The sequence below is a fragment of the Virgibacillus halodenitrificans JCM 12304 genome (assembly GCF_001310895.1).
Lineage (GTDB): Bacteria > Bacillota > Bacilli > Bacillales > Amphibacillaceae > Virgibacillus_Q > Virgibacillus_Q halodenitrificans.
The window spans coordinates 43,110-62,857 of sequence record NZ_BAZS01000017.1; the positions used below are offsets into that span (position 1 = coordinate 43,110).

22 protein-coding genes are annotated in these 19,748 nt (G+C 36.2%); 11 read left to right on the forward strand and 11 right to left on the reverse strand.

What is annotated here, in order from left to right; translation table 11 throughout:
- Position 1 precedes the first annotated feature (1 nt).
- The 3 genes from JCM12304_RS10360 to pdaA all read left to right on the forward strand — a co-directional run bounded on the left by JCM12304_RS10360 (position 2) and on the right by pdaA (position 3,656).
- Complete coding sequence (locus tag JCM12304_RS10360; protein WP_060680216.1) at positions 2–799, forward strand: YfkD famly protein; 798 nt, start codon at positions 2–4, stop codon at positions 797–799.
- A gap of 700 nt (positions 800–1,499) precedes the next feature.
- The gene (locus JCM12304_RS10365) at positions 1,500–2,807 is read left to right on the forward strand and encodes a Na+/H+ antiporter family protein (RefSeq protein WP_060680218.1); all 1,308 of its coding nucleotides are present in this window, start codon (positions 1,500–1,502) and stop codon (positions 2,805–2,807) included.
- A gap of 54 nt (positions 2,808–2,861) precedes the next feature.
- A complete protein-coding gene (gene pdaA, locus JCM12304_RS10370; RefSeq protein ID WP_019376987.1) occupies positions 2,862–3,656 on the forward strand; it encodes a delta-lactam-biosynthetic de-N-acetylase in 795 nt (264 codons plus the stop codon).
- A 28-nt stretch (positions 3,657–3,684) separates the two neighbouring features.
- Here the strand turns inward: pdaA and JCM12304_RS10375 are convergent, their stop codons facing one another.
- Entirely contained in the window at positions 3,685–5,379 is a 1,695-nt protein-coding gene (locus JCM12304_RS10375; RefSeq protein WP_019376988.1) for a sensor domain-containing protein, read from the reverse strand.
- Between the two features lie 14 nt (positions 5,380–5,393).
- Complete coding sequence (locus JCM12304_RS10380; protein WP_060680220.1) at positions 5,394–5,771, reverse strand: PilZ domain-containing protein; 378 nt, start codon at positions 5,769–5,771, stop codon at positions 5,394–5,396.
- 162 nt (positions 5,772–5,933) lie between these two features.
- Here JCM12304_RS10380 and mbcS point away from each other — a divergent pair, with 162 nt between their 5' ends.
- The 6 genes from mbcS to JCM12304_RS10410 all read left to right on the forward strand — a co-directional run bounded on the left by mbcS (position 5,934) and on the right by JCM12304_RS10410 (position 13,817).
- Positions 5,934–7,508, forward strand: a complete 1,575-nt coding sequence (mbcS, locus tag JCM12304_RS10385) for an acyl-CoA synthetase MbcS (protein ID WP_060680222.1) — start codon at positions 5,934–5,936, stop codon at positions 7,506–7,508.
- A gap of 270 nt (positions 7,509–7,778) precedes the next feature.
- Entirely contained in the window at positions 7,779–9,908 is a 2,130-nt protein-coding gene (locus JCM12304_RS10390; RefSeq protein WP_060680224.1) for an ATP-dependent Clp protease ATP-binding subunit, read from the forward strand.
- 297 nt (positions 9,909–10,205) lie between these two features.
- Complete coding sequence (locus JCM12304_RS10395; RefSeq protein WP_060680227.1) at positions 10,206–11,081, forward strand: ComEC/Rec2 family competence protein; 876 nt, start codon at positions 10,206–10,208, stop codon at positions 11,079–11,081.
- A gap of 807 nt (positions 11,082–11,888) precedes the next feature.
- A complete protein-coding gene (locus JCM12304_RS10400; protein ID WP_019375441.1) occupies positions 11,889–12,266 on the forward strand; it encodes a GntR family transcriptional regulator in 378 nt (125 codons plus the stop codon).
- Positions 12,253–13,113 (forward strand): ATP-binding cassette domain-containing protein, encoded by an 861-nt coding sequence (locus tag JCM12304_RS10405; RefSeq protein ID WP_082388027.1) that lies wholly within the window; start codon positions 12,253–12,255, stop codon positions 13,111–13,113. The genes JCM12304_RS10400 and JCM12304_RS10405 overlap by 14 nt, the downstream gene beginning before the upstream one ends.
- A gap of 2 nt (positions 13,114–13,115) precedes the next feature.
- Positions 13,116–13,817 carry a hypothetical protein gene (locus JCM12304_RS10410; protein WP_060680229.1) on the forward strand — a complete coding sequence of 234 codons (702 nt, stop codon included), beginning with the start codon at positions 13,116–13,118 and terminating at the stop codon, positions 13,815–13,817.
- A 7-nt stretch (positions 13,818–13,824) separates the two neighbouring features.
- On the opposite strand, the gene JCM12304_RS10415 is transcribed toward JCM12304_RS10410, so the two are convergent.
- The 6 genes from JCM12304_RS10415 to JCM12304_RS10435 form a co-directional block, all read right to left on the reverse strand.
- Positions 13,825–14,604, reverse strand: a complete 780-nt coding sequence (locus JCM12304_RS10415) for an ABC transporter permease (RefSeq protein ID WP_060680231.1) — start codon at positions 14,602–14,604, stop codon at positions 13,825–13,827.
- Positions 14,604–15,512, reverse strand: coding sequence for an ABC transporter ATP-binding protein (locus JCM12304_RS10420; protein ID WP_019375445.1), 909 nt, complete (start codon positions 15,510–15,512; stop codon positions 14,604–14,606). The genes JCM12304_RS10415 and JCM12304_RS10420 overlap by 1 nt, the downstream gene beginning before the upstream one ends.
- Positions 15,513–15,716: a PLD nuclease N-terminal domain-containing protein gene (locus JCM12304_RS10425; protein ID WP_040954426.1), complete on the reverse strand. Its 204-nt coding sequence runs from the start codon at positions 15,714–15,716 to the stop codon at positions 15,513–15,515.
- A gap of 76 nt (positions 15,717–15,792) precedes the next feature.
- The gene (locus JCM12304_RS20075) at positions 15,793–15,915 is read right to left on the reverse strand and encodes a DUF5808 domain-containing protein (protein ID WP_256200813.1); all 123 of its coding nucleotides are present in this window, start codon (positions 15,913–15,915) and stop codon (positions 15,793–15,795) included.
- 32 nt (positions 15,916–15,947) lie between these two features.
- The gene (locus tag JCM12304_RS10430) at positions 15,948–16,898 is read right to left on the reverse strand and encodes a DUF1648 domain-containing protein (protein ID WP_256200814.1); all 951 of its coding nucleotides are present in this window, start codon (positions 16,896–16,898) and stop codon (positions 15,948–15,950) included.
- Positions 16,899–17,294, reverse strand: coding sequence for a GntR family transcriptional regulator (locus tag JCM12304_RS10435; RefSeq protein ID WP_019375448.1), 396 nt, complete (start codon positions 17,292–17,294; stop codon positions 16,899–16,901).
- A 147-nt stretch (positions 17,295–17,441) separates the two neighbouring features.
- On the opposite strand from JCM12304_RS10435, the gene JCM12304_RS19580 reads away from it, so the two are divergent.
- Complete coding sequence (locus tag JCM12304_RS19580) at positions 17,442–17,594, forward strand: hypothetical protein (RefSeq protein ID WP_172675282.1); 153 nt, start codon at positions 17,442–17,444, stop codon at positions 17,592–17,594.
- 56 nt (positions 17,595–17,650) lie between these two features.
- On the opposite strand, the gene JCM12304_RS10440 is transcribed toward JCM12304_RS19580, so the two are convergent.
- Entirely contained in the window at positions 17,651–18,067 is a 417-nt protein-coding gene (locus tag JCM12304_RS10440) for a helix-turn-helix domain-containing protein (RefSeq protein ID WP_060680233.1), read from the reverse strand.
- 146 nt (positions 18,068–18,213) lie between these two features.
- On the opposite strand from JCM12304_RS10440, the gene JCM12304_RS10445 reads away from it, so the two are divergent.
- Positions 18,214–18,504, forward strand: coding sequence for a hypothetical protein (locus JCM12304_RS10445; RefSeq protein ID WP_060680235.1), 291 nt, complete (start codon positions 18,214–18,216; stop codon positions 18,502–18,504).
- Positions 18,505–18,675: 171 nt separating this feature from the next.
- On the opposite strand, the gene JCM12304_RS19395 is transcribed toward JCM12304_RS10445, so the two are convergent.
- A complete protein-coding gene (locus JCM12304_RS19395) occupies positions 18,676–18,807 on the reverse strand; it encodes a YfhE family protein (RefSeq protein ID WP_019375451.1) in 132 nt (43 codons plus the stop codon).
- A gap of 142 nt (positions 18,808–18,949) precedes the next feature.
- Positions 18,950–19,507: a GNAT family N-acetyltransferase gene (locus JCM12304_RS10450; RefSeq protein WP_019375452.1), complete on the reverse strand. Its 558-nt coding sequence runs from the start codon at positions 19,505–19,507 to the stop codon at positions 18,950–18,952.
- Positions 19,508–19,748 lie beyond the last annotated feature (241 nt).

The window sequence follows — 19,748 nt, forward strand, 5'->3', positions numbered from 1 at the left end:
TATGAAATGGAATAATAAACTAGTCTTGCTTTTGTTAACTCTTACATTGCTTTTCCCTGTATCCGCATTTGCTGCTGAAAAGAAGGAAAAGTCAAAAGAAGAATTTGAAATTCCCAGTCACGTATTAAATATTTCAAAAGAGAATACCTTTCCCAATTCCACGGAAGATCAAGAAGTTATTGAGCCGAGTGAATTGGCTAAGGAATTAATGGATAACGTAAAGGTACCAATAAAAAATCCAGACTTGATTAAAATGCTTAACGAAAGTGCGCTTAAGCCTTCACCAATTGCAATTGGTTATCGAGGTATGATTTATCTTGGTCGCTGGCCTTTGAACTATCATTCTTCAGAAACAACAATAAATTGGGAGTATCAGCCAATAAATGAGAACGAGTTAAACAATCTTGGCGGGGATACAAACCAAACATTAAACTACGTACAACAAGAGCAGAAAGAAATAAAAGGTGCGTTGACTAATAAAATTGCTAACCCTGATGATGTAAAAAAAATGATGTTACTTACATCTAAAGACAAAACGAAGCTTCCACTTTCGTATGAAACCATTATTGGGAAGAACACAAAAAAGAGCAATTCCTATAATGTACCAGTAAAAAAGCTTGGTAAATTGGAGAGTTTTGCACCAGCTGTTAACGAAAAAGGACAAGTAACTTTTGGTGAGGTCTATTTGGAATTAAAAGGCTCCAAAAAAGCACTTGTTATTAAAAATGTAACAAAACAAGGAATCGGTGCATGGATTCCCATTCAGGATCACGTCTCATTTTCCTATAGTCTCAAATAAATCCCCAGGACTCCCTGGGGTTTTTTGTTGCTAGATATAGATTAAGTTCTTAAATAATAATATTTCGCAATATAGATATACTGCGCAGTAACTAAGAATATAGAGGCTGCGTAAATCACCGCTACGGGGAAATATTCCGCTTTCCGCGGGCGGCTGATGAGCCTCCTCACGCTACGCGTTTCGGGGTCTCATCTAGGCCTCTCCTCCCGCAGGACAAGGAAAGCTTCGTAAGCAAGGCATCGCACGAAGAAAATGTGTATTTTCATTTTCGAGGAGTCTCCATATTTCCCCTTCGCTACTATTTCCTATTAATTCTACGAAGAAAAATTGCGTTCCCATAGATCCAGAATATGCTGTGTACGAATTGATTGGAGTGTAGGGCGGCGACTCCTGCCGTAATAGCATGAGCCGAAGACCCTGGACGGAGCGTAGCGGAGGAAGCGGCTAAGGCCATGCCGGCGGAAAGCGTCCGCCTGAAACGCAAATCAATGGGTGCTTCCTCTGTAAAATGAAATACTGCGTACACCACAAGTTACTTCGCATTTCTCTCATGAACAGAAACTCAAAATACGCACACATTTAAAATTTACAAATACATCCATTTGAGAAAAAGGGTTGCTTTTAACACTTTAATGCTTTATCATAGTGAAGTATAAAATAACTTATAAATTTTACTGGAATGAATGTAGGGGGAAGAATAATGGAATGGGTTGTTGTAGTATCTGTACTTGTTATGACAATACTTAGTTTATTGAGAGTAAATGTTATTATCGCTATTATCACAGCAGGGCTTGTAGCAGGATTAATGTCCGGCTTATCAATTGTAGACTCCATTGATATGCTCGTAAATGGCATGGGTGGTCAAGCAAATACCGCACTTAGTTATATATTGCTCGGTGCTTTTGCAGTAGCGATTAGTTATACAGGGATAACGTCCATACTTGTAAATTATCTTATTAGAGTGCTGTCAGGAAAGAAAACTATGATGGTCTTGGCAATAGCAAGTGTAGCATCTTTATCACAGAACTTAGTGCCAGTGCACATTGCTTTTATTCCAATTTTAATACCACCATTACTAAAGCTCTTTGATCAAATGCGTCTTGATCGTCGTGCAGTGGCAACTGCACTAACGTTTGGATTAAAAGCACCTTATATTATGATCCCAGCCGGATTTGGTCTTATATTTCACCAAACAATTGCAGATGGGATGAATCAAAACGGTGCAACCATATCTATGAGCGAAGTAGCATTATCAATGCTTATTCCCGGTTCAGGAATGATTGTCGGCTTGTTGTTTGCTGTATTTATTTCTTATCGTAAAGATCGTGTTGCGATTGAGGGGGCAGGTGGAACAGACGCCACTATTACAACTGATGTGGAGAAGGTTTCCTTCAACAAAACTCATGCACTAACAATCTTAGCAATCATTGGTGCATTAATTATCCAAATCATATTTGAGAATTTAATTTTTGGAGCACTAACTGGATTATTTCTTATGTTCCTATTTCTTGTCGTACCTTTTAAATTGGGAGATAAAATTGTTTCAGACGGCATCAAAATGATGGGATTCATCGCGTTTGTTATGTTAGTTGCATCCGGTTTCGGTAACGTGCTAAAAGAAACAGGTGCAGTTAATGCTTTAGTTGAAGTATCATCTGGTTTTTTAGGTGATAACAAAGTCGTAATATCGTTTGTACTGTTACTTGTTGGCCTACTTGTTACGATAGGCATTGGTTCTTCATTTGGAACGATACCGATTATAGCTGCACTCTATGTACCAATATGTATAGCAGCAGGATTTTCTCCATTAGCTACTGCTGCACTTATCGGTACAGCAGGGGCACTTGGTGATGCAGGTTCACCAGCTTCAGACAGTACACTTGGGCCAACTTCTGGATTGAATGCAGACGGAAAGCACCATCATATATGGGACACAGTAGTTCCAACGTTTATTCATTATAATATTCCTTTATTCTTATTTGGTTGGATTGCTTCCATCGTTTTATAATTGTATAAATAAATATAGAAATGGAAAAGGTAAGATAAAAACAGGTGGGTTGTTATGCGAAACCAAGTGAAAATCCTAATCTCAATCTTGCTTTTCCTTTCAATTTCTTTACCTCATACTGCCTTAGCAGGAGGATATGGTTGGGGATACAAGAAAAATAATAATCATGAAATACCTGATGTAGGCAAATATAAAGACATGCTTGATAAGTACGGAGCATATTATGCTGATTTCTCAGGTGAAAAAAATATTTATTTAACGTTTGATAACGGGTATGAAGAAGGTTATACGGATAATATTCTTGATGTATTAAAAAAGGAAAAGGTACCAGCTACATTTTTCGTTACAGGCCATTATGTAAAAGATCAGCCTGAATTGGTTAAACGAATGGTGGATGAAGGGCATATTATTGGAAACCATTCCTATCATCACCCTGACTTTACTATTATGGATAAAGACAAAATTAAAAAAGAATTACAGACATTAGAGAAGGCTGTAGCAGAAGTGTCTGACCAAAAAAGCTTGAGATATGTCAGGCCACCAAGAGGTACCTTTAGCGAAAACACGTTAAAATGGACATATGATTTGGGCTATACACATATTTTTTGGTCCTTGGCATTTATTGATTGGCATACCAAGAAGCAAAAAGGCTGGAAGTATGCGTATGAACAGGTAATGGATCAAATTCACCCGGGTGCGATCGTACTTTTGCATACTGTTTCTTCTGATAATGCGGAAGCATTGCAGCATATGATTACAGAATTAAAAAAGCAAGGATACAGCTTTAAAAGTCTAGATGAATTAGTGATGAAGGACCACATACCTAAAGTAATTTATGGGCTCGAATAAAAGGAAAAGGTTGACGCTGGGAACAGTGTCAACCTTCTTTTATTTCAGTGATTTCCTTTAGTTTAAATGTGTTTTTTCCGTCCTTTTTAGCCTCATATAATGCTAAGTCGGCTTGTTTATATAAGCAATACTCCGTAATAGTAGGGGTTTTTGCTGTGGCAATTCCGATACTAGTCGTTACCCGAAGAGATGTATCAAATATCTCCAAAGGTTCTTGAAGTGCTTCTACAATTCGCTTTGCTAGCATAACCACTTCATTCCTTTCTTTGCAATCAGATATTATAATTGCAAATTCATCTCCACCAAGCCGAGTAATCACTTGATCTTGTTTAAGACAAGCATGAACCTTTTGAGCAAATTTTTTAATGATTGCATCACCTGTATCATGGCCAAGGTTATCGTTAATGTCTTTAAAACGGTCAATATCCAACACAAAGAGACTGATCATTGCGGATGACTCACCTTGATTGAAATCCTTCACCATTTTTTCTAAATGCTCATTGAAGTAGCGCCGATTTGGAAGCTCTGTTAGAGAATCATACATTGCTAAATATTCCAGTCGCTTTTCATATTCTCGCTGCATCGTAATGTCTCTTGTTAAAACCATCATTTGAACAAAACTTCCTTCATCATTAAAGATAGGATCAGCAGATATCTCTGTCCAGATCCATCCTCTTGTACGATGCTGTTGTCTAAATTTTAATGTACATGACTTTCCTTGTTTAATGGATTGCAAAATTTGTTCATTTAGCTTCGGGCGATCTTCAGGATGGGTATTATGCAAAAACAGCTTCTCTTTATATTCTTCAAAATTATATCCTAAAATGTCTTGATAGGAAGGAGATACATATTTAATTATTCCGTTTTTATCTAATAACGTAATCAGTATATGTCCATGTTCCGATATAATACGAAAACGCTCATCGCTTTGTCTTAATTTATCCAATGTTTGCTCCTGTTCCGTAATGTCTTTAAAGATACTGTAAACACCAGTTACCTCTGTGTTTATAATAATTGGATTAAACTTCAACATAAGCTTTATTTCTTTCCCGGATTTACTCTTTATTGCTAAATGGAGTTCCTGGAAGTTCCCATTAAGAGCTTCATTAAAATGTTCCTCCACTTTAGGGATATCTTCTTGGATAACAAATTCATAATAGCTCTTTCCCTGTATCTCTTCAATATCATAACCCGTGATGGAACTTGCAGCTGCATTACCGTTTAAAATTTTACCATCAAAATCAACAGACACAATTGCATCCAAATTATAGGCATAAAGAGATTGGTATCGCTGATTGCTTTCAAGCAATTTTTTTCTGGATTTATCTGCTTCTTGCTTTGCTTTTTTTTCCGTTGTTATATCTTTTACAACAGCAACTATCGTAGTGCATTCATTATTCTTGCTGAAAAGAGGGGTTAATGTAGTCTTGGAGTATAATGTCTCATTACTAGCAGAAAGAAAAGAATCCTCATAGGTAGTAACTTTTTTCTCTCTGCAGGTAAGACTATATTTTTTTTCGAGCAGATTTGCTTTTGATTCTGCATTCACCTCATGAAAAGATTTTCCTATTATTATTTCAGATAAACCAGTACCTTTCATAGCAGCAATGTTAAGAAAACTATAATGAAAGGAGGGGCCTGGTTTTACATCTATAATAAATACCATATCTTGAATACCATTCATAATCATTTGTTGATCGTGTTTTATTGATTCTAGTCTCATTTGGCCGCCTCCTATCAAATACTATCTGTCACATGGTTCCTTGCATATATTTTTAACTGCTCTGTGAGTTGTTTTTTGGTCACATCATCCGTTATAAATTGAACTCCATAGTCATATGATTTCGCTTTTGGTTTTTCCCATATGACCTCGGTTCTAATATCAAATTCTTGATTGTTTAACTTAAAGGTAAGAATAAGCTGGATCAAATTGTCAGCTGAAGGATGTAAATGCAGAGAAGTATTTAGCCGAGCTCCATCCGAGCTTATATCAATGATGGTAGCTTCGCCATTAGAAGACTTTACTATTTCATTATTAACCTTTGAAATATAAAAATGTGCAGTAAGTGGGTGTTCAAATGCATATCGAAAGGGTGCATTTCTTCTATATCTCATGTATAGAGCCTCCTTCATCAATAGTTCAATTGTAACATTTATATCGAATTGTTTTAACTTTAAATATAGAAAGAAATGCTAGCGTTAAAAAGTTCATCTGTTTAAAATTTTCGAAAGTTTTGATATAATTATATAGAAACTTTGTTGGGGAGATGAGTCATAGTGAACAGAGAAGAGCTAATCGCACCAAAAGATTATAATATTGTGATGGAAATGGAAAAATACGCAAAGGATCCAAGTAAGACAGCACTACTATGGGAAGATGAGCTTGGAAATGAAAAATCTATCACTTACACGCAATTAATTAAAAATACGAACAAAATTGGTAACGCTTTCCTTAATTCAGGATTAAGTAAAGGTGATAAAATACTTGTTATGATACCAAGGTTAATAGAGGCATACGAAGTTTATTTGGCAGCATTAAAAACTGGAATTATAATTATCCCGAGTTCAGAAATGCTTAAAACAAAGGATTTACAGTATAGAGTAAGACATGGAGAAGTGAGTGGTGTTGTAAGCTATTATCCGTTTGTGAATCAATATAATGGGATTAATGAATATGAACAATTGAAGAAGTTCGTCGTTGGGAATGACCAAGATGGTTGGTTGAATTTGGATGTGTTAAAAGAAGAAGCATCTGACGAATTAGATATCGCAGCAACCACAAGAGATGATATTGCTTTTCTTCCATATACATCAGGGACTACCGGCAACCCAAAAGGCGTCGTACATACACACGGTTGGGGGTATGCTCACTTCAAAACAGCAGCAGAAAATTGGTTATGTATTAATGAAGGAGATAAAGTATGGGCAACAGCGGGCCCTGGCTGGCAAAAATGGATATGGAGTCCGTTTTTATCTGTCCTTGGTTCTGGTGCGACCGGATTTGTGTATAACGGAAAATTTGATGCAAAAAAATATTTACAGCTATTGCAGGATAAAGAGATTAATGTACTGTGCTGTACACCTACGGAATATCGTATAATGGCAAAAGTGGAAAACCTGGATGAATACCAATTACCGGCTCTTCATAGTGCAGTATCTGCAGGTGAACCATTAAATGTAGAGGTTATTGATATCTTCAGAAAGTATTTTAATATTACCGTACGGGATGGTTATGGACAAACAGAAAATACATTATTACTTGGTATTATGAAAGATATGGAAGTAAGACCTGGCTCAATGGGAAAACCTACTCCAGGAAATGAGGTTGAGATTATTAATGAGAAGGGGGAGCCGGCTGAAATTGGCGAAGTTGGAGATATTGCAGTTAAGCTCAACTGTCCAGCATTATTCAAAGAATATTATAAGGATGATGAGAAAACGAAAATGTCCCGTCGTGGTGATTACTATTTAACTGGAGATCAGGCTTCCAAGGATAAGGATGGTTACTTCTGGTTTGAGGGAAGAAGTGATGATATTATCATTAGCTCTGGATATACAATCGGGCCATTCGAGGTAGAAGATGCGCTTGTAAAACACCCCTCTGTTCAAGAATGTGCTGTTGTAGCAAGCCCTGATAAGATCCGAGGTAGTGTTGTTAAAGCGTTTGTAGTTGTACGAGAAGGCGTGCAGGAGGATTCAGCTTTAGTCAAAGAACTGCAAAATCATGTGAAGGAATGGACTGCTCCATATAAGTATCCAAGAAAGATTGAGTTTTTGAGGGAATTACCTAAAACTACTTCCGGTAAAATAAGAAGAGTCGAATTGCGTAATAAAGAAAAAGTGAAAAATTAATAGAGCAGAAAACAGGTCGGATCTAAATAGATTCACCTGTTTTTTATTTAGGAAATTGTGGAATAGATAGTAGTGGGAACAAACCTAATAAAATTTTTTAAAAACCCAAAAAGAATTTTGATCAAAGTACTTGAAAGTCAAAAAAGGTCAGAGTATAATATGAATCAAAGGTCAAATATAGTCAAAGTCAAACTTATTTTATTGACCTTAGTAAACATGCTTAACAACAATTTTAGATAAATGAATTATAACTAATAGGAGGAATGGAAAATGCAATGTCAACAATGTGGAATAAATCCAGCAAGCATTAATGTTACAATGCAAATTAATAGCGAGCAGATGCAAATGCATGTATGTAATACTTGTTTCCGGGAGATCCAAGGTAAAATGATGAACCTCTCTGATTCATCATTTAGTGGAAATGCACACGATGCATTTTCTAATCAATTTTTCCAAGGTAACGGTTCTTCAAAAATGGGAACAACAACGAAACAAAAACAAGGTAATAATAATGGTCTTATTGACCAATTAGGAAAAAATCTTTCCCGTGCGGCCAATGCAGGGCTTATTGATCCTGTTATCGGTCGAGACATTGAAGTAAAACGTGTCATTGAAACATTGAATAGAAGAAATAAAAACAACCCTGTTCTTATTGGTGAACCAGGTGTAGGTAAAACAGCTATTGCGGAAGGATTGGCTTTAAAAATTTCTGAAGGCAATGTTCCTGCTAAACTAATGAACAAGGAAATATATTTATTGGATGTAGCTTCCTTGGTTGCGAATACAGGAGTACGTGGGCAATTCGAAGAGCGGATGAAGCAACTAATTCAGGAGCTGCAATCTCGACAGGACATCATCCTTTTCGTGGATGAGATTCATCTATTAGTAGGTGCCGGGACTGCTGAAAGTTCTCAAATGGACGCCGGGAATATTTTAAAGCCTGCGTTAGCAAGAGGAGAATTGCAATTAATTGGGGCAACTACATTAAAAGAGTATCGTCAAATTGAAAAAGATGCTGCATTAGAACGTCGTTTCCAACCAATTATTGTAAAAGAACCTTCCGTGGAAGAAGCAGTACAAATACTAAACGGAATAAAAGATCGTTATGAAAGCTTCCATGAAGTGCGCTATTCAGACGAGGCTATACAGTCGTTCGTAACATTATCGCAACGCTATATACAAGACCGGTTCCTACCAGACAAAGCGATTGATTTAATGGATGAAGTAGGATCTCGGCTGAATCTGAAAAATGCAGAAAAAGATTCTGATTCCATTGAACATCGATTAAATGAGATCATTAAGGAAAAAGAACAGGCTGCAGAAAAAGAGGATTACGAACGTGCAGCAAATCTTCGCTATCAGGAGATCCAACTACAAAAGCAGTATGAAAAAGCAAAAGACGAAGCACAGGTTATTGATGTAGATATTTCTGATATTGAATTGATTATTGAAGAGAAAACGGGAATACCTGTAACTAAGCTACAAGCAGAAAATCGAGAAAAGCTTAACAATATATCAGCAAATTTAGGTGCTAAAGTAATCGGACAAGAAGATGCGGTGGAAAAAGTAGCGAAAGCTATTAGACGTAGTCGTGCAGGACTGAAGTCCAAATATCGTCCAATTGGTTCCTTCTTATTTGTAGGACCGACTGGTGTAGGTAAAACTGAATTGACAAAAGCACTAGCAGAAGAACTATTTGGCACGAGGGACGCCTTGATTCGCCTTGATATGAGTGAATATATGGAAAAACATGCAGTATCTAAAATTATTGGTTCACCTCCAGGCTATGTAGGTCATGAGGAAGCAGGCCAATTAACAGAGAAAGTACGTCGTAACCCATACTCTATCTTATTATTAGATGAAATTGAAAAGGCGCATCCCGATGTACAGAATATGTTCCTGCAAATTATGGAAGACGGACATCTAACAGACTCACAAGGTAGAACAGTCAGCTTTAAAGAAACTGTCATTATAATGACTAGTAATGCAGGTACTGGGGTGAAAGAAATTAGTGTCGGCTTTAATAAAGCAGCACACGAATCAGTATCTACTCTAGAGAATTTGGGAGCTTATTTTAAGCCGGAATTTCTAAACCGATTTGATGCCATTATTAACTTCAATGAACTAACAGAAGAAAACTTAATGGAAATTGTCGATCTTATGCTTGAGGATTTACAGAAAAATATGGAAGAAAGTAATATTTCCATTACCATTACACCGGAAGCAAAGCATGAGCTTGTACGAATTGGCTACGACCGCCGCTTTGGCGCAAGACCTTTACGAAGAGTAATCCAAGATAAGATTGAAGATCAGTTAACTGATTTAATTCTGGAAGAAGAAACTGTAAAAAATGTTCATGTAGACTTTATTGAAGAAGATATTATTGTAAAAAAAGCTTAATCGGTAAGTTAAAGCGCCATATGAGGAAAATCCATCCTCATGTGGCGTTTTTTTATTTCTGGTCAAAATATTTGTTTGGGTTAATCAATGTTTCGCAAAGTAGAATTATACTGCTAGGTAACATATCTGTGGTTTTACTGCAGATTAACTATAGCTATGGTTTGAATACCTAAGAAAGTTGGATCATTTATAATAAGGATTCAATTCAATTACAGGAATGAAATAAATCTCTTCTACTCATAATATGGATAGCATTGTGTGAAACTATAGCTAACCTATTATGAAGGATGGAATGATATGGTGAAAAACACCTTTTTCCTATTTATCGTTTTCTTCACAGTAATTACTCTTTTTCCGGCTTCTTCTTATTCTAAAGAAAGACAAATGGATATGGAGGTTCATTTTATAGATGTAGGCCAGGGTGATAGTATATTAATCCAAACCCCTCAGAATAAAAACATTTTAATTGATGGTGGCCCCCCAGATGCTGGTGAGAGAATCGTTTCATATTTAAAAAAGGAGGGCATCAAGAGTATAGATCTGCTTGTAGTAACACATCCCGATGTTGATCATATCGGGGGGCTTCCACATGTTATGGGTCAGATACCCATAAAAAAGATAGTGGATTCGGGCAAGCTTCACACTACCCGAACATATGGTAAATATGTTCGTCAGATTCGTAAGCAAGAAATCCCTGTACAAATAGCCAAAATTGATGACCAACTGAAAGTGGACAGCGAGCTGAAAATACAGATTCTAAATGCATTTGAGAAAATGAAAACAAATAATCAATCTTCCATTGTTTTAAAGTTAACTTATAATAAAATGGATTTTCTACTTATGAGTGATGTGGAGATAGAGCAAGAAAAGGAATTTATTAAAAAACATAATTTACAGGCGGAAATTCTAAAAGTTGCCCACCATGGATCGAATACAAGTACTTCGTTAGGTTTTTTAAAAGAGGTAAGTCCTCAAGTCGCTATATTAACGTATAGCAAGCAGAATGATTATGGTCACCCTGTTGATAGGGTAATTAGAAATTTAACCAAAGTCAATTCTTTTATTTATTCCACTGCAGCATTTGGTAATATAGTAATACGTACAGATGGCATAAATTATTTAGTTGAGCCAGAGCAACATCCAGTACAAAAAATGATCGAAGAAGTTAGTTAGTATCCTCTTATACGTAGGGGATACTTTTTTGCTGTTTTAAAATATGGTTCTAATAAATATGTTAGGGTTATTCAATAATTCGGAAAATAGATAAACTCCGAACTAACTAAGAATATAGAGGCTGCGTAAATCACCGCTACGGGGAAATATTCCGCTTTCCGTGGGCGGCTGATGAGCTTCCTCACGCTGCGCGTTCCGGGATCTCATCGAGGCCTCTCCTCCCACAGGAGTCTTCATATTTCCCCTTCGCTAAAATTGCGTTCGGAAACACCCAGAATGTGCTGTGTAAGAATTTATTGGAGTGGAGGGCGGCAATCTAAGAACGTCACGTCCTGGGACTGCGCTAACTCGTCCCACCGAAAACATTTGTGGCAACGATTGCATGACCAACGTCCTTTTGGCCCGCGGCTCCTGCCGGAAAAGCATGAGCCTGAAGACCCTGCACGGAGCGTAGCGGAGGAAGCGGCTGAAGCCATGCCGGGCGGCAAAGAAGCCACTGTGAGGTAACGAGCAGATGTCGCGCTTGTACCCGGAGGTGTGAAAGCGTCCGCCTGAAACGCAAATCAATGGGGCACTTCTCCAAAATATTTCACTGAGCTTTTCATTAATAAAGTTACGTCGCAGTTTCCTCCAACTATGAAATTACTAAATACGTTTCCCCAACATTTGCAGTAGAACCTAATAAAATATAAATGGTTATAAACTAACAATTATTTTTCATTAATTTCTGAAAATAACTTGACAATTAACTTAAGAAGTTATATGGTTAGTTACATAAGTAATGAACCAAACAACGAAGGTGAGCGAATGAAAAATACTTTAGATGAAAATAAACCAATTTTTCTTCAGATTAAAGAGCAAATAGAAGACTCCATTATTAATGGAACGATGAAGCCTGAAGAAAGAGTCCCATCGACGAATGAATTTGCAGCTTACTATCAAATTAACCCGGCTACAGCTGCTAAAGGAATTAATGAACTTGTTGCTGAATCAATTCTTTATAAACGGAGAGGTGTGGGGATGTTTGTTACTAAAGATGCGCAAATTATTTTAATTGAAAAGCGTAAAGAAACTTTTTATAAGAATTTTATCCGCCCATTAAAAAGTGAAGCGAAGAAATTAAAGATTTCTCCAGATCAATTAATAGAATTAATGAAGAGAGAGGAACCTGATGATGAAAATTGAAGTGAGTAACTTAACGAAGCGCTACAAGGACAACATTGCTTTGAAAGGAGTTTCCTTCACGTTAGATGAACCTAAAATTTATGGATTGCTTGGAAGAAATGGAGCTGGGAAAACTACTTTTATGGATATACTCGCTGGGAATATCCTGGCAACAGAAGGAAAAATTCGTATTGATGGTGAAGATCCATTTGATAATCAACGGTTAAATGAAGATATTTGTTTAATAAAAGAAGGAAATAATTTTAAACGAGATTTGAAAGTCAAAAATGTACTAAAAATTTTCTCTTATTTTTATCCAAAATGGGATCAGCAATTAGCTGATGATTTGGTACGTGAGTATAAGTTAAATGTAAACGCAAAAATAAAGACATTGTCTAAAGGCATGGAATCATCATTGGGAATTATTGTAGGTCTGGCCAGCAAGGCAGCTATCACCATTTTTGATGAACCGTATATTGGCCTTGATGCCGTAGCAAGAAAGAAATTTTATGAACTGTTATTAAGGGAGTATGAGGAAGAGAAACGAATGATCATTTTTTCCACACATCTGATTGACGAGGTCAGTCTCATGTTTGAAGAGATTTTAATTTTGGAGGAAGGGAATTTAATTGTTAAAGAGGAAACCGATGTACTGCGTGAGCATACTTGTGCCGTGACTGGAAATGCAGAACAAGTGGAAAGCTTTATACAAAATAAGCGAATACTTGAAAAGAAACAAATTGCTGGTATGATGACAGCCTATATTTATGGAAACAGGGAAGAAGCTGCGGAAATAGGATTACAGGCCGAAAGTATACCTATCCAGGATTTGATGGTGTATTTAACAGATAAAAGGAAGGGAGCTTAACGATGAAAAAACAACTTAAGGGCTTATTATATTTCTATGTATCAGACTTTCGTTATTCTATGGCCATCTTTTGGACGATCTTATTAAGCATCTTAGTTTTGACAATGGCAGTAGCCTATTTTTTATTATCTATAGAAAATGGGATGATGGCTTTTTCCCTTACAGCTCCTATTTATATCTATTGTGCAATTTTAGGTTATCTATCTGTAAAAGAAGCGATCCCTTTTTCCATCAAAATGGGAGCAACAAGAAGGAATTTGTTTATAAGTTTCGGTATCTTTTTTCTTTCTCTTTCATTATTGTTTTCCACAATTGCAAGTATACTTCAAGAGGCAGTAAGTTATATAAATGGTATTGTTGGGATGGATAATTTTCATTTTTTACATCTGGCATATTTTTTAGAGGATACATGGTACAGTAGAATTGTTATTGATACATCCATCATGTTCTTCCTGTTTTCCGTCATGTTTATGATTGGTCTCTTATTTTATAAGTATGGGTTAGCTGGTGGAGGGAGTGTACTTGGAATTCTTATGGTTATGCTATTGCTAGGAATAGCCAAAGGATGGGTTTTTGATTTCTTTAAAGAGATATATGCAACAATTGATATCACCTATTTCCTTCAGCTAATAGGAATTGCATTTGTTATTTATCTATTGACCTATATTTTTATACGCAGAATAACTATATGGAAAGTCAAGTAGAACTGGGCTAACGGGAGCCCAGTTCTTTTTTTTGTATGATAATTGTTGAAAAAAACAGCAACAACCCAATGCATCCAGCTGTAACGGAGGAGGTAGCAATAAGCTCGGAAGGAATTTCACCAGTAAGAAGCATTGTATGAATATATTCCGAGATTTTATTTGGACTCCATGTCAAAATATGATGAAATACTTTTGTGAGTACGCTCATAGCTATAACCGTTCCAGCGGATAGAAAGGCTACCAGGCCAGGAGTGTGAAATAATGAATTATAGAATATAGAGATAGTTATTACTAATGTAAGCCAAATTCCATAGAAAAAAGTAACTTGTATTAACTGAAGCAAGGAAAACGATCCAAATAAAATATTAATATAGTACCAACTGCAAACTAAAGAAAGGAAGAGTGCTGTCCATATTAACACGAACAGGGATGCCCATTTTGCTGTAATGTAATTTGCGTAGGAAACAGGCTTCACAAGAATTAATTCAATAACCCCACTTTTTTTCTCGGAAGCGATTGAACCCATGGATATTAGCACAATTATCAAAACTCCCAAGCTGCTTAGCTGGCCTAAGCTCATCATGATAGCCTCTACCGGCGTAAATTCAGGTAATTCAAGGACAGCCCCTTCTGGTAGCCCGCCTACCGATTTAATAATTTGTGGTAAATAATAATTGGAGATAGGATCCATGATAGCTATCAAAATCATTACTAGTGGAAACCAGAGCCATTTTTTATTCCGCCAGTTTTCCAGCATTTCTTTTTTAAAAAGAGCTGACCATTGCATTATCCATTCACCACCTTTATAAACAATTCTTCCAAGGAAGCTTTATTGATTGAAAAATATTCCAAGGGCCATTCTTCATGTACAGCCTTTATTAAAATATCCTTCCGTGCCTTAGAAATGTCTTCCGCCGTGAGACGGATAGTATTTTGCTCCTTGTAGCCGTTAATGATCGAGGGTATACGAAGAAGCTTTTCAAGGTAAGCAGTTGAATTGTCTTTAAATTCTATGTCAATAGTAGCAGTTTGATATTTTTGCCGTAAATCACTCAGTTTACCTGATTCAAATAGCTTACCTCTGTTTAATAAAAGTAGTTCATCACTAATCTCTTCAGCATCTGTCAGAATATGAGTGGAAAAAAGAAGACACATTTCTTTCTTCAATTGTTGCATTAAATTTAATATTTCTCTTCTGCCGATCGGGTCTAAAGATGACACCGGTTCATCTAGAAGCAATAATTTTGGTTTGTGAATAATGGCTTGAGCAATACCAAGGCGTTGTTTCATACCGCCGGAATATCCTGCGATTTGCCGGTTCTTAGCCTCAGCAATCCCGACTTTATCTAATAACTGATTTGCTCGCTTAGCTGCTTCTTCTTTAGATAATAAAGCAAGCCTTCCACTGTGAATGAGAAATTCGTTTCCTGTCATCCACTCATGGAAGACAGGGTGTTGTGGTAAATAACCAATATCGGAACGGAAGTCCTTCCTCTGCTCATGTTCATTAAATATAATCTCACCGGAAGTGGGTTTCAAAAGCCCTGCTAGTATACGAAGAATAGTTGTTTTTCCAGCACCATTAGGACCGAGTAAAGCAATACAAGTTTGACTAGGAAACGCGAATTCAACATCTTTCACAGCATAGGTATCCCGATATTTTTTTGATAAGTTTTTTACGGTTAACAAATTCATTTATCCTTGCCTCCTGCCAAACAGGAAATAAAGGATTGGACCAATGATATTAATGAAAACAATTATAAGGAACCACAACCACTTAGGGCCGTTAGTTTGTGCTGTTTTTGCCAAGTCAATTAGTGCAATAATTAATAATATACCTTGAATAACAATCAATGGGGCGATGACTGCCCAGTTTATGGAACTCCAGATTTCTTGCATATTACCACTCCAATCGGTATTTTATAGTAATTTCTGTTCTATCTTCCATTCTTCGAAGCCGATAAAAGGTTAATATTTATAAATTTAATAACAAAGGTATCCCTATTGCTAAAAGAATAATAGCCAGCAATATAACCCAAGACATTGGTCTTGCCATGTTTGCCGTCCAGCCGATACCAAATCTTTTTTCTAAAAACAAGGTAGGATCATCTTTATTAAAATAAATCTGACCTAGCTTCCAATACTTATCATCATCCTGTCTATGGATAATTGTTGGCCTTCTGATGGTTTACTTAAACGACTTCCTCCTTGCCCAGTGGTAATCGCGAGCAAAATGGCACCAAGTGTCAACATAATAGAAATAATGATGGATAGTAATACCAACCATTTCTGGTTAATCGGAAAAATGAAGGATACTTGAATCGCAGAAAATAAAATACTCATAGCTATTCCGGAAATAACGGTATAGAGAGACCATCTTCGTCGGAAAATGATATTTCGTCTGATGGAGTCCTCTGGGTTTGTTGTACTAATTTGTTGCTTCGCCTTTGCAATCATTACATTAATGAATAAGAAAAGTGATGTTAAATAAATTTGCATAATAGGCATCATAAGTACAGATCGATACGATTTTGTTGACCAGTTAGTTACCTCTCCAGAAAAATTATATTTGGTAGGTATTCGCTCTGGTATACGATCATAAAGTTGAAAAGTGATTAAAATCATTATAAAAGCTAATACATACGCTACAATAAACCATAGATTGGAATAGGTTAGTTTTTGCCGGCGAAATTCTGTATTAATTGTGACTTGCTGGGTTCTAATTTTCACCCAATTATTTTGCTCTTTTAGTTGCTTCATTTGTTTGTGAAAGTGAATATAAATGAAAAAACTACTAATAATGTACAAGATAAGTAGGCCACTAAAAAATAAGCTGATTTTCTTTTCTGTGTCGAGAGTAGTAGCTGATAAAATGAATACGATTGTTACCACTATACTCAGAAGCCCAGTCCACCAGGCATAACTTTTGCGCATTTTCTTTAGCTCATTGTTAAAATATACTTCTTCCGGGATGGACACCCCAAAACTTTCAGTCTTTCTGGTCCAGTACGGGATAAAAATAATCGAAATATAAACAGGAATCTGGATAACTAGCAAAAGAAGGATTGGTATCACTTCCATTTAATTTCCCTGCCTTTCTGTCATAAATTCTTTATATAAATCACTACAAACATTTAAAAAGGCTTGCTCATCCATTTCTCTGCAGATTGATTCAGAGATTAGAGGACGAAGCTTATGTGAAAGCTGCTTTATATAAGCAGTAGTTGCTGAAGGTACACCCTCAGGGTTTACTACGACACCCTTTTGCCGGTGAATTAAAATAAATCCTTCCTGTTTCAACTGTTGATACGATTTATTAACTGTATGAAGATTTACCCCAATATCTGAAGCGAGAGAACGCACAGATGGTAAGTCTTCGCCAGGTTTCAACTGGCCTTTGGCAATCCCTTCAATTATTTGATGGATTAATTGTAAATATATTGGTTCCTTGGATTCAAAATCCAATTGTATAAGCAACTTATGCCACACCCTTTACGTTGTGTTATCTGTTATATTTAATGTATAACAGATAACACAGAGTGTCAAGGGAATTTATTCTCTATAAAAAGGTTGTATTTATAGGCATGCCTGAGGGTGGGAGGCGGTATTGGATAATGCGAAGTAGTGAAGGAGACAATCGGCAGGAGAGCAAAAGTATCCGCCGGAGGAGAAATAAATCAGCAGGAGGGCAAGATAATCTGCCATACATTTTTTTTAGTAATTGTTTATGGTCTTCCAAGTCAGTTCAGTTTTTCTATTTTACCAATCATTGGGTAATTCCAACATATATACCAAAAAAAAGATCGAGCTGAAATTTTTTTCAGCTCGATCTTTTAAATTTGCTCTATTTGATCAATGAGTTCACTTAGAAGATTATGTATGGATTGTTGTTTTCTATTTGATAATTCTTTTAAACGATAAATATCTTTTTTTAGCTTAGGATGTGTCATCAGATATTCAACAAGTTCTACTACGTCTTCATCAAAACTCTTTGAGGGTGAACTATAGATTCGTTTGAAATCCTTTAATAAATCGTCTCGAAAAGTATGATTACCAGTAAGATGATCAAGTGATACACTAAATAAATTGCTCAGCTTAATAAGTGCATTCACGTCTGGAGTAACAGTATTACTCTCCCACTTAGCAACGACAGAACGGGAGGTTGATAACTTTTCAGCTAATTCCTTTTGTGTCCAATTCTGTTGGTCCCTAAAAAACCTTATATTATACGATATTTGATCAACACTCATGTTATCACACTCAGTTATTTTAAAAGTTTATATGCTCGTAGTTCATTTTAATCGTATCATGTAAAAGGGTGAGCACTGTTAAATATTTGTTCTAAATAATAACATATAGTAAAATGTACTAAATAAGAACTAAGGAGGGGATATAATTGACCGGTTGTATAATCATTAAGCATGAGGATATTACTAGCTTAGCTATATGTAAGGTTTTGCGACTTATTTTTTACGAAGAAGATTTTGAAATTGAAATACAGGATAAAGAAACGTTACATATTTATTTATGGAACGTCAAGAAAACAGTTATTTGGCAAACAGTACTACAGTTTATTTCCTCACAGCTTTCTGTTGGTTATGGATTTGGTTCGAATATTTACGAAGCATATGCAGCAGCAAATGTTTCTCTACAGAAAACAACAAAGATTGTTTATCCACAGGCATAACAGCTTCAAAGTTAATTCTCCTTAGTTATTCATAAAAGTTATCCCCATTATCCACAGATATACACAACTCTGCGATGAAATAATGTTGATAACTTATACTTATTACAGTAGGCTTTCTTAGCGTTTATACACAGCCTGTGTATAAACGTGGATAAAAAAGGAAGCTGGTTTTTATCCACGGCTTCCTTTTTTAGATAACTGTCTATATACTTGGTCAGCTTGCTTAAATTCCTTTTGGTAAAGCACTTCTTGGGTTTTGGAGAGAAAACGTTCTCTTTGGTTTCCCTTTGAACTTTGTTTCATACAATCACCCTATCTTTTTAAAATAAAAAGTTCGGTCAATGTCCAGCACCAATGTCTGACTATGCAAAGTCTTTAACATGTTTTGGTGAGGCCACTTGCGCTTTCTTATATAGGATGGGTAGATATAAAGAAAAATATACTATTACATTGCATCTTCTTCTGTTAGGTTACTTTCTGAGTTGGCAAATTGTTGATATGCAAGATAGTGATCTTTAGTAATAATAAATAAATCATACACATCAGCTTGTTTATTAATCTGATTATACACATGTGGATAAGTTGCGTTTGCAAGTGCAGCATAAGGTAATTTAAGTACTGCCCCTAAGGATCGCTTATTCGTTTTACGTACTTTCATAAAGATACCTTCAATGTCGTGAACATAAAATAATTCATCAAAAAATTGTTCCTTTGCCACTTTGTTATAACCCTTTCCGAAATAGGGCTGACCAATCCATGTTGCTAAAAATCCATGATTATTTTGTATGTCGAATAAATTGATTGTGCCAATAGGATGATAGTTTTCATCAGTAATGGTCCGGGAAATAAGCTCACCATTTTCTTCGGCTTCCATTGTTTGTTTCGTAACGAAATAAAACTCATCGCTTGAAGCTGCTTTATGTCTTACATAGGGAAAGACGTCCGGGTGAGACATCAACTGGTATAATACTGGCACTTCATGCAAATCACGCTTTTTTAACATAAAAAATACCCTCCTACATCCAGGTGGGTATGCTACATATCCTTTAAGGAAATCTAGTCAGCGCCCACCCTCGAATTTTTAGTTAACGTTCAACAAAAATTCGGGGTGGGAATCGAACCCACTAGAACCAGCAGAAGCTGGTGGCGCACCATTTGCCTTCCCTATTTAATTTACACGTTTTATGTTTTATAAATTTCATCTCTTTCGTAATTTATGCTTTAAGCATTAAATTTGGTACTTT

Excerpts from the sequence above, each read along its gene's own strand:
- JCM12304_RS10360 (WP_060680216.1), top strand. The coding sequence starts at position 2 with ATGAAATGGAATAATAAACTAGTCTTGCTTTTGTTAACTCTTACATTG.
- JCM12304_RS10365 (WP_060680218.1), top strand. The coding sequence starts at position 1,500 with ATGGAATGGGTTGTTGTAGTATCTGTACTTGTTATGACAATACTTAGT.
- pdaA (WP_019376987.1), top strand. The coding sequence starts at position 2,862 with ATGCGAAACCAAGTGAAAATCCTAATCTCAATCTTGCTTTTCCTTTCA.
- JCM12304_RS10375 (WP_019376988.1), bottom strand. The coding sequence starts at position 5,379 with ATGAGACTAGAATCAATAAAACACGATCAACAAATGATTATGAATGGT.
- JCM12304_RS10380 (WP_060680220.1), bottom strand. The coding sequence starts at position 5,771 with ATGAGATATAGAAGAAATGCACCCTTTCGATATGCATTTGAACACCCA.
- JCM12304_RS10390 (WP_060680224.1), top strand. The coding sequence starts at position 7,779 with ATGCAATGTCAACAATGTGGAATAAATCCAGCAAGCATTAATGTTACA.
- JCM12304_RS10395 (WP_060680227.1), top strand. The coding sequence starts at position 10,206 with ATGGTGAAAAACACCTTTTTCCTATTTATCGTTTTCTTCACAGTAATT.
- JCM12304_RS10400 (WP_019375441.1), top strand. The coding sequence starts at position 11,889 with ATGAAAAATACTTTAGATGAAAATAAACCAATTTTTCTTCAGATTAAA.
- JCM12304_RS10405 (WP_082388027.1), top strand. The coding sequence starts at position 12,253 with ATGATGAAAATTGAAGTGAGTAACTTAACGAAGCGCTACAAGGACAAC.
- JCM12304_RS10410 (WP_060680229.1), top strand. The coding sequence starts at position 13,116 with ATGAAAAAACAACTTAAGGGCTTATTATATTTCTATGTATCAGACTTT.
- JCM12304_RS10415 (WP_060680231.1), bottom strand. The coding sequence starts at position 14,604 with ATGCAATGGTCAGCTCTTTTTAAAAAAGAAATGCTGGAAAACTGGCGG.
- JCM12304_RS10420 (WP_019375445.1), bottom strand. The coding sequence starts at position 15,512 with ATGAATTTGTTAACCGTAAAAAACTTATCAAAAAAATATCGGGATACC.
- JCM12304_RS10425 (WP_040954426.1), bottom strand. The coding sequence starts at position 15,716 with ATGCAAGAAATCTGGAGTTCCATAAACTGGGCAGTCATCGCCCCATTG.
- JCM12304_RS10430 (WP_256200814.1), bottom strand. The coding sequence starts at position 16,898 with ATGGAAGTGATACCAATCCTTCTTTTGCTAGTTATCCAGATTCCTGTT.
- JCM12304_RS10440 (WP_060680233.1), bottom strand. The coding sequence starts at position 18,067 with ATGAGTGTTGATCAAATATCGTATAATATAAGGTTTTTTAGGGACCAA.
- JCM12304_RS19395 (WP_019375451.1), bottom strand. The coding sequence starts at position 18,807 with ATGAAACAAAGTTCAAAGGGAAACCAAAGAGAACGTTTTCTCTCCAAA.
- JCM12304_RS10450 (WP_019375452.1), bottom strand. The coding sequence starts at position 19,507 with ATGTTAAAAAAGCGTGATTTGCATGAAGTGCCAGTATTATACCAGTTG.